This window comes from Paenibacillus solisilvae, from assembly GCF_042656405.1.
Classification (GTDB): domain Bacteria; phylum Bacillota; class Bacilli; order Paenibacillales; family Paenibacillaceae; genus Paenibacillus_Z; species Paenibacillus_Z solisilvae.
Window position 1 is genome coordinate 81,951 of sequence record NZ_JBHSOW010000047.1, and the last position, 16,066, is coordinate 98,016.

Consider the following 16,066-nt stretch of genomic DNA (forward strand, 5'->3'; position numbering starts at 1 on the left):
GGCTATTATTGCTATACCATTGAGAAAGTAGGTTACGTGCGTCAATCCTAAGAATACAAACAATAAAGGAGAATTATGATTGTGAATGAGCAAATCGCTCTCTTCTCTGGATCATCGAATCCACAGCTTGCCGAGCTTATCGGGCAGCACCTGAATCAACCTTTGGGGAAAATCAAGATATCCAGATTCAAAAGCGGAGAAATTTACGTGAACTACCTAGAAGGCCTGCGTAACCGCCATGTTTATTTGGTGCAATCCTTCTCTAATCCCATTAATGATAATTTCGTAGAGCTACTCGTTATGATTGATGCAGCCAAAAGAGCATCAGCCAAAACCATTAACGTGGTCGTTCCTTATTTTGGTTATGCGAGGCAGGAACGGAAGAGCAATCCGCGTGAACCGATTTCGGCGAAAATGCTTTCGGATGTATTGACCACTGTCGGTGCGAACCGGGTCATTACGCTTGATTTACATTCACCGGCCATTCAAGGGTTCTTCAATATTCCCGTCGATCATCTAACGGCTCTTGATCTTATTTGCAAATATATTAAATCCAAAACCATCGTGAATCCAATCATTGTCTCACCGGATGCCGGCCGTGCGGAAACAGCTGAGAAGCTGGCGAACTATCTGGATTATCCGTTTGCAATTATGGTAAAGAAACGTCCTGCGCATAATGAATCGGTCATCACCCACATCATTGGTGAGGTTGAAGGTTATACTCCGATTATTATTGAGGATTTGATCGATACGGGCTCGACGATTCAGAAGGTTGTCGAAGGACTTAAGGAACGCGGCGCGAATGATTCTTATGTGTGTGCAACCCACGCCGTATTCTCTGGACCCGCGCTTCAAATCCTGGATCACCCGAACATCAAAGAAGTCATCATAACGGACTCCATCGCACTGCCTGAGAATTACCCTTCTTACATAAAGGTAATTTCCGTCTCATCGCTTCTGGCAGAAGCAATCAGCACGAATATCTACGGCGGCTCCATCAGCGAGCTGTTCAAAATTAAAAGCGTTTAAAGACATTGTGAGCAGGCTGAACCAGCCTGCTCTTCTTATATCTTGCAGCAATCCGCGTGTTAAAACTTCGGTCCGTCTGTCCCGCCAAATGCGAAGTGATATCCATCTAGATCGCGCACCACAAATTCTTTCCAAGGTCCGCCTTCTTCATAAATAATCGGTTCTACGGCAATAACAGCACCTTTACTGCGAAATTCTTCATATAAACGATCCAGCTGTGCCCAGGTTTCCGTATATACTTGAACATCGACCGGATATCCGCCGCCTTGCGGCGCTGGATTTGGCCTTACCGCCGCAGGATCCGCTGCCTGAAACAGCTTCAAAGCTACGCCTTCAAGCCCGCCGCGCTCTGCCCACCATTCATTCACATCAAAACCGAATACCTCCCGGTAAAATTGCTGGGACTTGGCCAAATCCGAAACCATCAGCACAGTCAATGAACTTAATTTCTCAGTCATATTAGCAACCTCTCCTCAATCAGAAATATACGAATGCATGTTCCCTTATCCATTCTGCGCTGACCCATTACTTCCCTTCCAGGATAGAAAATAAATATTCAAAAAAAATGACCGCAGTTGACAAAAAGTCGTTGTTTTGCTGCCGGATGCAGCATAACAACGACGTTGCGGCTCACCTCTAGGATTGAATGGAAGCAAGCGGTTCAATATCTGCATTTGGAAGCAGATCAACAAACAGCGACCAATCCTCCAGCATTTCTTCGTCTGTAAGCAGGCATTGGTCCAGGCTGTCTATGATGCCGCCCTGATCCATATCGATGCCGATAAACACAACCTTGTTGATTCGGTCGCCGTATTTCTCATCCCAGTTCGAAGCAAGTTCAGGATCATCCTCCAAATAAGCATTTCGCTCGGCTTCCGGAAGTGACGCCAGCCAGTAGCCGGATGGCCCGAAGGAAATAGAAGGTCCTGCCTGGCTCAGACTTTGACCAACCGCATGCCGGGTGGCAAGCCACATCATGCCTTTTGCCCGAACAACCTCGGCTGGCCAATCTTTCATCCATTCCAGCAGCCGCTGTGGATGAAGCGGTCTAATCCGCTCATAGACAAAGGATGTAATTCCGTATTCATCCGTCTCCGGGATGTGCACCGGCTTGGCCAGCTCCTTCATCCAACCGGCTGATACGCTGGCTTCATCGAAGTTGAATAAGCCTGTATGCAGGATCTCGTGCGGATCAACCTGTCCATTTTGGATACGAATCAGCTTCGCCCTCGGCTGCAGCTTGCGCAGAACATGTTCAAGCTCGGCCAGCTCCTTCTCTTCAACCAGATCGCATTTGTTAAGAAGCAGCACATCGCAAAACTCAATTTGATCGAGCAGAAGATCCACAACCTCTCGGGTGTCATCCTCCCAGGCAGCCTGGCTTCGTTCAAGCAGCGTTTCTCCGGAGGAGTAATCATGCCAGAAGCGATAGGCATCTACTACGGTAACCATTGTATCTAAGCTGCAAAATTGCGTCAGATCAATATTCTGCTCTTCATCCAGATAAGTGAAGGTTTGCGCTACCGGGACAGGTTCACCGACACCGGTCGATTCAATCAGAATATAGTCGAATCGATCCTCTCTGGCGAGCCGCTCCACTTCCTTGAGCAAATCCTCGCGAAGGGTACAGCAGATACAGCCATTGGACATTTCAACTAAAGTCTCATTCGTTCTCGATAGGCCGCCGCCGTCTTTGATGAGCTCCGCATCGATATTAACCTCACTCAGATCATTGACGATAACGGCAACCTTTAATCCATTGCGATTGTTTAAGACATGATTAAGTACAGTTGTTTTGCCTGCGCCCAGATAACCGCTTAATACCGTTACGGGAAGTTTGTTAATTGGAGTCATTTCATCACCTTTTATATGTAATATTTACGAACTAAAACAAGGAAAGAGCCGTCCTGACACCTCTGCGACTATTCGTTCAATGCTTGCTTCAACGCTTCAAGATTACTCTTCATGATTCCGATATAATCCAAATTGTTCTTCTTATCTTCATCCGTCAAGCCCTCAATGGGATTCAATACATCCGTTTTGGCGCCGATTTCGTTCGCTACAGTCTCAGCAACTTTCGGATCCGCCAGGGTTTCGAAGAAAATGGTTTTCACTTGATTGGCCTTCGCAAATTTGATGATTTCAGCCATTTCATCCGGTGAAGGCTCTTGTTCAGGCGACAAGCCTGCAATCGGAACTTGAATGATACCATACTCTTTGGCCAAATAACCAAACGCTGCGTGCTGAGTTACGAAGTCTCTATGCTTAACGTCTCGAAGACCTGATTGGTAGGCTTCGTCCAGCTCTTTCAATTTGGCGATATAGGCTTCTGCATTTTTCTTATAGTCTTCTTTGTTAGCGGGATCTGCTTGCTCGAATGCCGCTTGAATCGACGCGACTTCTTGCTCAGCGAGAACGGGATCAAGCCACACATGAGGATCTAGAACAGCTTCATCCGCTTCCCCGTGATGCTCACCTCCCTCCTCTTCTTCCGGCAGCCCTTCCATCAACTGGATACCCTTGCTTGCTTCAACGACGACGCGATTATCGTTAGCCGCACTCTCAAGCGCTTTATCTACCCAGCCCTCAACAATTCCGTTATAGACAAAAATATCGGCTTCCTTCACCATTCCCATATCTTTAGCGCTAGGCTCCCAATCATGAGGCTCCGCGCCCGGAGGAATTAAGGCAATCACATCCGCATGATCACCGGCCACCTGCTTGCTGAATTCATACATCGGATAAAATGTGGTGACGACATTCAGCTTCTTGGCCGAATTCTGAGTATCAATTGGCGCTGTTGATGCTTGATTGGAATTGCTGGCATTACTTCCGCAGCCGGCTAATAATACGAGTGCAAGTCCTGCTGCTGCGGCCAAAGCCTGTTTCTTACGCAATACCTTCTTCGATTTCACCTTGTTGTACCTCCTGCGATTCATTTACATAACTTCTTCTTCAAATACTTCTTTCTTTAAACGGGATCGATGACTAAGCAGCAAGGCGTTATCCGCTTCCTTCAAACTTCTTGCGTTTCTTTTTCCAAGCTTCGCAGCGAGCTTCTTGACACTAATGCCAGCAATAAGGACAACCAGCAGTATTAGTGCAATCGTTCCTCCCGGCGGCGTACTGAGCTGATAAGATGCGGTTAAGCCTGAGCATACACCGGATACTCCTATTAGCATTGAAATGTACAAAGCGGCAGTAAAGCTTGGCGCAATTCGAATGGCGAGCGCGGCCGGCAGAATAATTAAAGAAGATACCAGCAGAACACCTACAATTGGCATCGCCGCAGCGACGATCATGCCAGTCAATACGCTGAAGCTGAGCGAAATCCATTTGACCGGCAATCCATTCGTGCCTGCTGTTTCTTCGTCGAAGGAGATTTGGTATAACGGACGGCGAAAGAGATAGAAATAGGCCAGGCCAACGACTGCGACAACGATCATTAAGATTAGCTCTGTACGGTTAACGGCAACAACTGAACCGAATAGATAAGAGGAGAAGCCCTTATTGATGCTCTGATTCAGGCTCATCAGCACAACAGCCGTAGACAGACCTCCAACCATAATGATGGCAACGGATATTTCACTATAGGTTTTGTAAGCTCTTCGAACATACTCTACAGCAATGGCTCCAATGACAGCGACTGCAAAGCCGGTCAAGGTTGGATTGAGATGAAGATAAGCGCCGCCTGCAATGCCTGCAAGGGATACATGAGACAGCATGTCGGCCATTAATGCCTGCCGCCGGAGCATGAGGTATACACCAAGTATTGAAGCCAGCAGGGCAATTATCCCACCGGCGCAAAATGCCCGCTGCATGAAGTCGTAGTGCAGCATTTCCATCCCCCCTCCTCCTTCCGCTTCAGCTCAATCATGCGATCCAAGTAAGGCTGTACCTCCGATAATCCATGTGTCACCATTACAACGGTTCTTCCATGTTTCTTCACCTGCCGGTTCATAAGCTCATAGAAATCCATGCGGCTTGCTTGGTCCATTCCTGTTGTCGGCTCGTCAAGAATGAGCAAATCCGGCTGCTGAGCCAGCGCTCTTGCCATGCAAATCCGCTGTTTTTGGCCGCCTGAGAGCTCACCGATTCTACGATTGCGCAGCTCCCACATCCCTACCTGCCGCAGTGCCTGCTCCGTCAGCTCATGATCGGCAGCCTTCAGTCTTCGAAGCCAAGAGCTTCTTACAAATCTACCTGAGCGGACAAATTCCAGGATCGTGCTGGGAAAGCCGCCATTAAAGGCTGCGATCTGCTGCGGGACATAACCGACGACGAGCTTCTTTCCTTCTGAATTGTAAGGAGAGAGCTGCACGGTTCCTTTCCACGGCTTTAGCAGGCCAAGCGCCAATTTGAGTAAGGTTGTCTTGGAGGCGCCGTTGGGGCCCGTAACAGCAACGAACTCACCGGCATAAATATCTATGCTTGCATCCTGCAAACAAGGAACATCGCGATAGCCAAACTCAACATCCTTTAGAGATGCCAATAACATGAACATACACATCCTAATTTTCGATATCAATTATGTAAAATTTACGATTTAGCTATAAACGTAATATTTACGCTTAACCAATTTATCATTATTTTCGATTCTCGTCAAATTGTTATTTTTACGCTTTATCTGCAGCAATACGATTTGCCCCCTTCCAGCATAATTGATTATAATCATGACAGCTCACTATTATGTCAACTTTCCGGAGGGTGTTAACATTGAGAACTCCTGTACTCGTATTAAGCGGTTTTCTAGGAAGCGGCAAAACGACATTGCTCCTACGGTTATTGGAAGAAGCCTCGCTTCGCGGGCTGAAACCCGGCATTTTAATGAACGAATTGGGAAAGCAGGACGTTGACGGGAACATTCTGAAAGAACACAGCAGTGCTTCGCTTGAGAAACTATTAGATGGCTGCATATGCTGCAGCAAGAAAAGCGAGATAACCGGCAGCCTCAATCTTCTTCTTAAGAAACAGCCGGATATGGTAATCATTGAGCTCACCGGCGTAGCGAATCCGGAGGAAATCGCCGATGCCTTAACCGAGCCTGCACTGCTCGGAAAGCTGCGTCTGCAGCATATTGTGACTCTATTGGACGCTGAGCATTCGCTCGAATATAACAGTATCTTTGCCTCAGACAAGAAGCTGGTTCATACGCTTCGCAGACAGATTGAAACTGCCGATTATGTGATCGTTAACAAAACCGACCTCGTCAAGCCTGCTCAGCTGAGCAAGCTTGAGAAAGTGATCCGCAAACACAACGAAACCGCTCAAATTGCTTATACAACTTACAGCTCGCTGGACCTGTCTCCATTTCTGGCTGGTGTATCGGCAAGGACGGATGCGAAACAACCAGCCGTTAAGCGGCCTCAGGCAGGAAAGCCGGTACCGATGAGACAGCCGGCAGCTCAGCATGAGTTTCAATCCCATTACCATGATCATGATCCGATCGAGGAAGTTCGCTCTTATTCTCGTGTTCAAACACTGACACTGCCTTGTTCTCTCACGGTGACGATCCATCGCGGGCAGCTTGAACGGTTTCTCTCCTCATGGAGAGATCAGCTCATTCGGGCCAAAGGCTATCTCTTCTTCAAGGATACAGGTCAAATGTATCTCATGCAGCATGCAGGAAAACGAACTAACTGGGAATCAGCAGCCTATGCTGGAGAGCCCTATCTCGTTGTGATCGGCATTAACCTCGATGTGCAGCGTTTCGAGCAGGAATGGCAGCGCCTTACTTTATCAAATTAGAGAAATCATCGAAATAGGGATACACATACGGTGTTTTGGAAGCTTTGATTTTCTCGATCTTCACCGCATCCAGCTTCATAATTGTATTCTTGTTATACGTCGTCTTCCCGATGGTTCCGGTTACCGTCACCCATGTATCCTTCGGGAAGTCCTTGCTTCTTGAGGACTCCACCATCACTCCGTAGGGAGAAGCATCGGCCGAACAGCACTGCATCGCCAGCCTTGAAACGGCAAACTGATTCGGCGCCATATCATCCTCCCGGTAAATAAACCCGCTGATGACCATTTTCTTTCCCGCAAAATTATCCTTATACAAATCAACAGCCGTCAGTAATTCCATGAAGCCGACCTCTTTGATCGTAATCGTATCCTTCCGATACAGCTTCATCCCAAGCTTGGCATAGTCCTCCGTATATTCATCCGCAGGGAACAGCTTTTGAAGTTTGGCATCCTCTGAAGGCAGCTTAGCGCTTCCGGATTTTGTCGAGACCGAGCCGGAATCAGTTGATTGATTGGAAGCTTGATCTTCAGCCGCTGGTGCTTGGGCCGCTGGTGCTTGGGCCGCTGGTGCTTGGGCCGCTGGTGGTTGGGCCGCCGCTGCCTTAGCAGATACAGGCTCCGACGATGAGGCTTTGATCATTTCATCAGCGCTCAGATTCATACCTTTGATTGCAGCCACATCGCTACCCATAACGGTATCCGGCAGGAAAAATCCTAACAAGAGCGGCAGAAGAAACATCGAATAAATAACCATATTGAGCAGTACAGACCGCGGCGGGACATGATCGCACCCGCAATCCTCCCCATCCGGCTTCATTCTTACAACCATATAGATTTGATAGACGGCAACAATGAATAGGAGCAGCGCAGCGATTTTCACAAATGGCATCATTCGAGGAGCTATGTAATAAAGCAGCCGGTCGGTTTTAACCAGATGCACAATCAAGTATGTCATGCCCAGCATGATAGCCGCTCGGAGTATGTAATGAGGCGTATAAGAACGTTCCTCTTCCTCTCTCATCGTAATCTTCCCCCTCTCATCTTCAACCATATCGCTGTCGATCATAAATAGATCTGTTCGATTAGTAAGGAACCCGTAAGAACCGTAACTATGATTAACAAGGCCAGCAGCAGCACGAATCGGGTTTTGAATACCGACAGCAGCATGAGCGAGCCTTTGAAATCCAGCATTGGACCAAACACCATGAAGGTCAGCAGCGATCCTGCCGAGAACGTGTTCAAGAATGAGGAAGCCACGAATGCGTCCGAGGTGGAGCATAAGGATAATACAAAGGCGAATCCCATCATGAATAGATGGGAAGTAAACGCGCCTTGCCCGATATCAACCAAGTCCCCCCGCGGGACGAAGGCTTGAATTGCCGCGGTAACGATCGAGCCGAACATTAAATATTTTCCCATCTCAAAAAACTCGCTGCCCGCATGTTCCAGCATCTGCGAGATTTTGCCGCCGCGCCCCGCATGCCGATGCTCGCCGGCATTACCAGAAGAATCGGAATACAGCGTCTGCGAACTGTTCTTCAATTGATTCTTCCTGACAAATAGATAGATTGCCAAGCCGGCAGCGAAGCCAACCAGCAGAGCAAGTCCCATTCGGGCAGCCAGCATCTCCGGTCTCGTCCGGAAGGCGACATACGTTGCTGCATATACGACCGGATTGACGATGGGTCCGACCAGAATGAACACAACACCGGCATATAAAGGCATGCCCTTCGCAATCAGCCGCCTGACGACAGGGATCAAGCCGCATTCACATACCGGAAAGATAATACCGAGCAGGCAGGCGAACAAGATGCCAAGCAGAGGGTTGCGGGGGATCATCCTGCGGATCCATTTCTCCGACACGAATATTTGCAGGAAGGACGATACCAGAACCCCGAACAGAATAAAGGGAAGCGCTTCAAGAATGATGCTGATGAACATCGTTTTGAAGGAACGCAGGATAACCAGATCCGGCAATGGCAAGCTATGGAAGAAGCCGGGATGCAGGAAAAGGACAACCAAACAGCTCAACAAGGAAATAAAGAATAGATTGATGCCCCATTGCGATGCAATCAAACGCACGAGCATGCCTCCTAAGACGATTAAGAATGATAGCTTCACCCTTATACTAACAGTAATAATTACATATTACTATAAATAAAAAATTTCAAAATTGGATTTATAACGACAAAAAAAAGGAGGTCTCCCTCCTTAGCTGCTCCGTCTTCCTGCTTGCATTGTACATTGCCTTCAAGAATGACCTCTGTGTCCGTCCATTTCATGACAGCGAAATGCATGAGATACCGATAAGGAAGCTGCTTGGTCAGCAACGATTCAATAACGGCTGTGAGATCCCTCTCGCGCTGCCACCCCATGAATCCGTTATTACCCGAACGCGCATATCCGCCCTTTAATAAGAGGTCCTCCTCATATACATCCTTATTCTGATGATGAACAAATCTGGAGATGCGGCTGTCTCCGGTTGAATCATACGTCCAAACCGCCTGCTGATCCAGCATATCCGCTTCCTCGGTCGCGACCGTCCAGCCGTTGCCGCGAAGCCTCTTCGTAAGCCGATAGGCTGCCCATTGCTCATCCCGATACGTCCATGCGCGAAAGGCTAATCTTCCCGCTTCCCGCTTGAGTTCCGGCAGATACCCGTAATAAACCTGATAACCATCCAGCCAAATGGTGACGATTAAGCCGATAAACCGGATTTTCACGCGGTATTCTCTGCCTTCGTACAGCGGATCCGCTTTAAATAAAACGCCGTTCATACCGCTTGGCAGCGACCAGACCCAAGTACTTCTTCCAAAAGGGTCCATCGGTGTATCACAGCCAATGAATACCCAGCAATCATGTGAAACATAACTAATTACCGCTCCCAGCCTGCCATGCGGATTCTGCGGAACAATCGTGAATTCAAGTACCCCGTCAGCGGTCTTCGGACTGCTTTCATAAATGACTAAAGTATCCGCTACGTTTGCATGGAGGAGGAACGAATCCGCGTCCGGCATCCACTCCCCATTACGGATGACGAAATGCCTATACTTGTCGTTTCCGGCCATTGAACCCGTGCTCCTTATCGGTTAATTGCTGCGTAAGGCGAGGTATGATCATCCGTCAACTTGCACCAATTCGGGTTCTCCCCAAGTGTAAATTTTCACGCTTACCGAAGGCTTCGGATCCCCTTCAAACTTGCAGCTGAACGAAATCGTTTGTCCCCCTGCCCGAACTGCAGGCGCTTCTGCGGAAGCATGGACCGTTCGAAGCAGATTCCAGTTGACATCATAAATTTTGCCGGTCCGGCTCCCGTCGCAGACCAGGCACTCGCCTGCGAGCACCTCCGTTTCGAATGTCATGTACACGCCGCTCGTATAGAATGTCGGCCGTTTAACCCGTGCATCTTCGTTGCCGTAAGCAGGTATTACGCGCATGCAGAACCGTAACGGCTGCTCCGGGTATTTATTGTAAAAGGACCAATCCGCACCTCCGGGCTGACCGGGCTGAAGCTCCTCCGGATTGCAATCCAGCGGCTTGGAGATGCTGATAGGAATTAAGTTCCAGCGTCCTTCCCCCAACGTTTCCAGATGCCAGTCACTTCGGGGTTCTCTCAAACGTTCACGCTGTTCCAGTGAAAATGCGCCCGCCCGCCTTGCGGTCTCCCAATTTCGCACCGATTCAAGGAGTGTGCCGATATTGCCGTTGCGCTGCAGCACCGCCATATCGGCGGCCAGAGCAAAGCCAGCGTTAAAGCCTGCCGCTTTCGACAGAACCCATTCGATCTCGTCCTGCGTCGTCGCTTCGAAACGATCGGATGCAGAGCGGATCAGAAACCATCCGAGCATCGGAGGAATAAAGTTTCTTTCGAAATACCGCTGGTTGCTGAGCCGCCATTCAAGCTGTCCTTCGCGGGTCGACACACCCCAAGGCTCACCCCAATTAAAGCGGGTAAAAATATGCCATAAGTAGTTCGGAACGACAATACTCGCGTCGTTGATCACTTCCTTGTCCCAGCCGTCATAGCATAGCTTGACGAAGCGGTTGACCCCGTAACCGTCATGACCGGCTGCAAAACAGCCTTCCAGACCGTCGAATGAAATCTGCTGCAGACCCGTCTCCCGCATAAGCTCTGCAATCCGCAGGCTATATTCGTCCTGCAGCTCGATGTTCGGAAAGAAGACGTCATATGGGTGATCCCATACCCGGCCGATTTCCAAGCCGCGTTCATGCCGGGATGCGGCCGTACCGTTTGCGCCCCTTTTCACCCCAAGCAGCTTCCACGGAGCGCCTGCAGAAACGTTTTCGTACTCGACCAATTCCGTGCCAATCCTCGCCGTCTTTCGAAACAGACTCGCGGCAAACGGGAGGGGATCATCGATTGAAATCTCTTTCGCTTCCGCATCGGTCGACTCCGACAAATGCGAAATACCGGCACACTGCAATCTATTGTCCGGGACCGGTGTTACGTAGGGATCATTTAATGTTGTAAAATTGGAAAGGGTATGAATGCCGACCTTAACGCCTTCATTCCCAGCCGTCTCCACACATGCCCGCATACCTTCATCGCCGCCCGGAAAACTGCCCGGCTTCAGCACGAAATGTCCCCATTGCGCAAACGGATCAGGATGATAGACATACTTCAGCCCCGCCTGATTCGTGAACTCTACCGCTTTTGTCATCGTCTCTTCACTGAAATCAGTAATCAAATAGGACTGGTTCGCAGCAGGCGACACCTTGCCCCAAACGCCTTCGATCATGGGATGAGGCAGGTCCTCGCCAAGTTCAATCGTTTCGATCGTATCCAGCACAAGATCTGCAGAGCAGCCGAACAGCGCGATTCTCGTTCCGATGATTTCCGCATCTTCACCGGGCATCGGCGGCACTTCAATATCGGTTAAGTTCCAGACCGGCCTCCGGCCGCCCTTCGTTCGATTCCTCGCATATGCCTGCAGCAGGCTGCCTTCGATGATCGGCCATGCCGTGCTCGCTTCGTATTCGAATTTACTGTCCATATATGGCTGGCTGGCGAATTCTAATTTATTCAACTCGGCAGGCCAGCCGCCGATTGTTTTCATATTTAAGGCCAGCAAGCCGATTGCAAACTCGCCATTGTGAACGACCCCGACTGATTCGCCGATCGAACCGGCAGCCGATGCTGCATACGGTCCCCATATGACTGCATCTATTGCCGAATGACCACCTTCTTGTGCAATTCTTGTTACTTCAAATGCAGCGTACTTCTCCTTCATGACGATCTCTACTTCTACCTGCGCCCTGCAGCCATCGAAATGAAGCTGCAGCTTCCCTTCCTTATCGTTGTAAACAGCGTAAGCCGGCTCCTCGGAATGTTTCCCTATGACGACCCTCAGCAGTGGTGAACGATGAGCCTCAGCATCATAGCTCCTGCCGCTTACGACATCCGTCAGCCCAATGAGATCCCCTTGATCGCTTATTCGAAACGCCAAATTTCCAGCATGAAATTGCGTCATCATTCGCAGCTCCTTTGTACTATAAAATGGATGCCCTCCCCAAAATAAACATTTCGGAAAGGACATCGCAATGAACAGCCGTTCCTATTATTGGATCAACCCCGGTTATTGCTTCAAATTGTTAGCGTACACCTGCTGAGCTTCTTCAAGCACTTTGTCCCCGCCCATGCTCTTCCAATCTGCGACGAAGGCTTCAAAATCGTTCAGTGATTTGCGTCCGGTAATGAAGTCGATGTAGTTTTGTGTCGTAAACTGCTTCAGTTTATCCTGCGTTTCGTTATAAACCGGTTTATTGAACGGCGCGAGAATATCGATCACTCTCGTTCCTTTCGCTCTTGTATCCTTAGCCAATTGACGCAGGCTGCTTTCAGACGTATACGACGTTTGGAAATCATAATCGTTGAATGAACCGCTCATCGAGTAGCTGCCGAGCCCCAATTTTTGACGCTCTTTCTCATCGGTGTAAGGGGCAAGGTATTCAACGGTCTCTTTGCCGCTAAGTTTCCACTGTTTATCTTTCTCCCCGAAATTCAATTTCTCATAGATTTCCGGATCGAATTGAGAGGCTTCAAATATCTGCATATACTTGATCATTTTATCTTGATCCTTCTCCAGCTGTTTGCCGAATACGACTCCGGAAGCATAAGCCGGATTATACTGTGAAATCCCATACTTGCCTCCCGGACCCTTCACACCGCCGGTAATCGCAAAGTTAAACTCCGGATGTTTCTTCAGCAGCTTATCATACCATTGTTCACCGCCAAGGAATGCGTTGCCCGGCAGGAACGACCACCAGTAGAACTCAACAGCTCCTGTTTTGTCGGTCAGTACCTTATCTTCCACGTTATTCCCTCTATTGACGACAAATTCAGGGTCGATCAGCTCGTTCTTATACCAGCGGTTCAGCACTTCAAGCGCTTGCTTTGCGCCCGGCTCGATTTCACCGCGCACGATTTTGCCGTCTTTCTCGCGGAAAATATTCGGATAGGCGTCAAAGGCCCCAAACACGGAGCTGAACATGCTTTCGATATTCTCACTCGAAGCAGTCATGCCGTAGGTGTCCTTCTTACCGTTTCCGTCAGGGTCGCCGTTTCGGAACTTCGTCAATGCAGCTTCCATTTCTTCAATCGTTTCCGGCGTTTTCGTGATGCCTACTTTTTTCAGCCAGTCTTCGCGGAAAGCGAGCTCCATACCGTCGATACCGATATCCCAGATGACCGGCAGCGCATATATTTTGCCGTCTCTTCTGACATATTTGAACGGATCCTCGCCAAGGAAACGCTTCAGCCAGCTTATATACTTCGGCATGTACTGCTCGATCAGCTCTTGCGGAATTTCGGAGATGATGCCTTGCTGAAGATACTTATCATAGTCGGTGAAGGACGGCTCTTTCATCCAATCCGGAATATCGCCCGATGAAATCATCAGGTTTACTTTCTCTTTAAACCCTTCCCCACCCGTTGGAACGAATTCGACGTCGACCCCAAATTTATCACGGATTGCTTTTACACCCGGGGCATCGACCTTTGCAATCTCAGGCGAGCTGGTCCAAAATTTCAGCAGCTTTTTCTCCGCCGGAGCTTTTTCCGGTTCGTCTCCGTTGGAGTTTTGCGAGTTTGGGCCCCCATTTGAACCTGTCTCCGCCGGCTCATTGGCTTGATCGGTTTCCGTTGAATCCTCATTCCCGCACGCCGCCAATACAGAAAGCAGAAGAAAGATTGCTAGAGTTCCTGACAACCAACGCATTTTGCTAATTCCCACAATGAACCAACCCTCTCCAGTGATTTGCTATATCTATTATCAGGCGTTACCCCTTAATAGCACCTATCATGACGCCCTTGACAAAATACTTCTGGATAAACGGATAAACGATAAGCATCGGAAGTATCGAGAACATCACGATGGTCGCCTGCAGCTGACGGCCGGTATATTCCGTATTTTTCCCTATATTTTGAATGAGCAGGCTGATGTCGGCCGTATCGTTCTGGATGATGATTTTTCGCAATACTACCTGCAGCACCTGCTTATCCGGATCGGTGATATAGATCAGTGAATCGAACCAAGCATTCCAATGGCCGACTCCGACCCATAATGCAACCGTTGCGAGCACCGGCTTCGAAAGCGGCAGTACGATTTGGGTGAAAATCAGGACATAACCGGCACCATCGACACGCGCCGACTCTTCGAGCTCATCCGGAATTGACCGGAAAAAGTTTCTCATAATCAAGACGTTAAAGGCTCCGATCATTCCCGGTACAACGAGGGCCCAAATCGTATTCATCATATGGAGCTCTTTGATAAGCAGGTAGGACGGAATCGTACCGCCGCCAAAGAGCATCGTGAATAAAATCATGCTTGTGAAGAACCGATTCAGCGGCAAAGCTTTTTTCGAGAGCGGGTACGCCGTCATCGCCGTAAAAAAGAGGGATAACATAACGCCAAGAACGGTTCGCAGAATCGTATAGGTGTAACCGGACCATAATGCATCGTATTGAAATGCCAGCTTGTAGCTTCCAAAGGTCAATTTGGATGGAAAAATCACAATTCCGGACGAATATGCGGAGCTGTCCACACCAGCGCCGTCCAGAGATATCACAACCTGCGTCCAAAATGGATACAGCGTAATGAACATAATGACGGCCAGGATCATATAGATACCGGCGTCGATCAGCTTGTCTGCCGCCGATTTTTTCACATTAATCATCGCCTGCACCCTCCCCGCTTTGAGCTACCATAATGCATGATCTTTGCCGCCGATAATCTTCACCAATCGATTGACGGCAAAGATGAGGATCAGCGCGACGACCGACTTGAAGAGTCCGACCGCCGTTGCGTAGCTATAGTTCATCTCCACGATACCTTTGCGATATACGTACGTGTCTATAATATCAGCGACGTTATAGACTTGCGTATTGTACAGATTGAAAATTTGATCAAAGCCCGCATCCAGAATGCCGGACATCGATAAAATGAGCATTATGGCGATGACCGGAACGAGCATCGGTATCGAGATGTAGAACATCCGCTTAAATCGTCCCGCTCCGTCGATAACAGCCGCTTCATACATTTGCGGGTCAATGCTGGAAATTGCCGCAAAGTAGATAATGGAGCCCCAGCCGAATCCTTGAAAAATACTTGTAATGACAAGAATGGAGCGGAAGTAACGATCGTCTGCCAGGAACAGCACCGGGTCTCCCCCGAACCATCTGATCATCGTATTAACCGGGCCATCCAGTGAAAATAAAGTAAAGAAGATGCCGGCGAGCACGACCCACGAAATAAAATGCGGAAGGTACGAGACGGTTTGGACGAGTTTTTTGTATTTGGGATTCATAATTTCACTTAGCAGCAGGGCGAAAAAGATCGGTACGGGAAAACCAAATATAAGTTTATAAAAACTGATGAGGAGCGTATTTCTCATTACGGTGTAAAAGTAATCATCATGAAAGATTTTTTGGAATAGATCGAATCCCACCCAAGGACTGTCCAAGATGCCCTGCAGAATTTTAAAATCTTTAAAAGCCAGCAGCACGCCATACATCGGCAAATAGTGGAAAACGATGTAGCAAATCATCGCAGGTATCATCATGAGCAGCAGCACACGATATTGCTTATATTTTTTAAACTTCTCTTTTCTTAGCGCTGCTTTCGCTGTGCTGACGATTACGGTGTCATTCATTACGGCACTCCCTTCTGCTTGAAGACGTTATCATTTCTTAATCAAACTATAGCAAAGGCTGCTTCAAAATAAATTATCAAATATTTATGAAACCATCAGTTTTTTACGAAGATTAAAA

14 protein-coding genes are annotated in these 16,066 nt (G+C 48.6%); 2 read left to right on the top strand and 12 right to left on the bottom strand.

Annotated features, from left to right (window positions below; genetic code table 11):
* Nucleotides 1-81: 81 nt before the first annotated feature.
* Nucleotides 82-1,029 carry a ribose-phosphate diphosphokinase gene (locus tag ACFPYJ_RS14160; RefSeq protein WP_379188800.1) on the top strand — a complete coding sequence of 316 codons (948 nt, stop codon included), beginning with the start codon at nucleotides 82-84 and terminating at the stop codon, nucleotides 1,027-1,029.
* A gap of 59 nt (nucleotides 1,030-1,088) precedes the next feature.
* On the opposite strand, the gene ACFPYJ_RS14165 is transcribed toward ACFPYJ_RS14160, so the two are convergent.
* The 5 genes from ACFPYJ_RS14165 to ACFPYJ_RS14185 all read right to left on the bottom strand — a co-directional run bounded on the left by ACFPYJ_RS14165 (nucleotide 1,089) and on the right by ACFPYJ_RS14185 (nucleotide 5,527).
* Nucleotides 1,089-1,487: a VOC family protein gene (locus ACFPYJ_RS14165; RefSeq protein WP_379188801.1), complete on the bottom strand. Its 399-nt coding sequence runs from the start codon at nucleotides 1,485-1,487 to the stop codon at nucleotides 1,089-1,091.
* A gap of 178 nt (nucleotides 1,488-1,665) precedes the next feature.
* Nucleotides 1,666-2,883: a GTP-binding protein gene (locus ACFPYJ_RS14170; protein ID WP_379188802.1), complete on the bottom strand. Its 1,218-nt coding sequence runs from the start codon at nucleotides 2,881-2,883 to the stop codon at nucleotides 1,666-1,668.
* Between the two features lie 68 nt (nucleotides 2,884-2,951).
* Nucleotides 2,952-3,944 carry a metal ABC transporter substrate-binding protein gene (locus tag ACFPYJ_RS14175; RefSeq protein WP_379188803.1) on the bottom strand — a complete coding sequence of 331 codons (993 nt, stop codon included), beginning with the start codon at nucleotides 3,942-3,944 and terminating at the stop codon, nucleotides 2,952-2,954.
* A gap of 24 nt (nucleotides 3,945-3,968) precedes the next feature.
* Nucleotides 3,969-4,874, bottom strand: coding sequence for a metal ABC transporter permease (locus ACFPYJ_RS14180; protein ID WP_379188804.1), 906 nt, complete (start codon nucleotides 4,872-4,874; stop codon nucleotides 3,969-3,971).
* Complete coding sequence (locus ACFPYJ_RS14185; protein WP_379188805.1) at nucleotides 4,820-5,527, bottom strand: metal ABC transporter ATP-binding protein; 708 nt, start codon at nucleotides 5,525-5,527, stop codon at nucleotides 4,820-4,822. Before ACFPYJ_RS14185 ends, ACFPYJ_RS14180 begins: the two co-directional genes overlap by 55 nt.
* A 209-nt stretch (nucleotides 5,528-5,736) precedes the next feature.
* On the opposite strand from ACFPYJ_RS14185, the gene ACFPYJ_RS14190 reads away from it, so the two are divergent.
* The gene (locus ACFPYJ_RS14190) at nucleotides 5,737-6,777 is read left to right on the top strand and encodes a CobW family GTP-binding protein (RefSeq protein ID WP_379188806.1); all 1,041 of its coding nucleotides are present in this window, start codon (nucleotides 5,737-5,739) and stop codon (nucleotides 6,775-6,777) included.
* On the opposite strand, the gene ACFPYJ_RS14195 is transcribed toward ACFPYJ_RS14190, so the two are convergent.
* The 7 genes from ACFPYJ_RS14195 to ACFPYJ_RS14225 all read right to left on the bottom strand — a co-directional run bounded on the left by ACFPYJ_RS14195 (nucleotide 6,761) and on the right by ACFPYJ_RS14225 (nucleotide 15,948).
* Entirely contained in the window at nucleotides 6,761-7,798 is a 1,038-nt protein-coding gene (locus ACFPYJ_RS14195; RefSeq protein WP_379188807.1) for a TIGR03943 family putative permease subunit, read from the bottom strand. The two genes, ACFPYJ_RS14190 and ACFPYJ_RS14195, sit on opposite strands and share 17 nt — an antisense overlap.
* A gap of 41 nt (nucleotides 7,799-7,839) precedes the next feature.
* Nucleotides 7,840-8,865, bottom strand: coding sequence for a permease (locus ACFPYJ_RS14200; RefSeq protein ID WP_379188808.1), 1,026 nt, complete (start codon nucleotides 8,863-8,865; stop codon nucleotides 7,840-7,842).
* Nucleotides 8,866-8,918: 53 nt separating this feature from the next.
* Entirely contained in the window at nucleotides 8,919-9,845 is a 927-nt protein-coding gene (locus ACFPYJ_RS14205; protein ID WP_379188809.1) for an endo-alpha-N-acetylgalactosaminidase family protein, read from the bottom strand.
* A gap of 48 nt (nucleotides 9,846-9,893) precedes the next feature.
* Nucleotides 9,894-12,269, bottom strand: a complete 2,376-nt coding sequence (locus ACFPYJ_RS14210; RefSeq protein WP_379188810.1) for a hypothetical protein — start codon at nucleotides 12,267-12,269, stop codon at nucleotides 9,894-9,896.
* A gap of 105 nt (nucleotides 12,270-12,374) precedes the next feature.
* Nucleotides 12,375-14,030 (bottom strand): extracellular solute-binding protein, encoded by a 1,656-nt coding sequence (locus ACFPYJ_RS14215; RefSeq protein ID WP_379188811.1) that lies wholly within the window; start codon nucleotides 14,028-14,030, stop codon nucleotides 12,375-12,377.
* A 46-nt stretch (nucleotides 14,031-14,076) separates the two neighbouring features.
* Nucleotides 14,077-14,973, bottom strand: a complete 897-nt coding sequence (locus ACFPYJ_RS14220) for a carbohydrate ABC transporter permease (RefSeq protein ID WP_379188812.1) — start codon at nucleotides 14,971-14,973, stop codon at nucleotides 14,077-14,079.
* 24 nt (nucleotides 14,974-14,997) lie between these two features.
* Nucleotides 14,998-15,948, bottom strand: coding sequence for an ABC transporter permease (locus ACFPYJ_RS14225; protein ID WP_379188813.1), 951 nt, complete (start codon nucleotides 15,946-15,948; stop codon nucleotides 14,998-15,000).
* Between the last annotated feature and the right edge of the window lie 118 nt (nucleotides 15,949-16,066).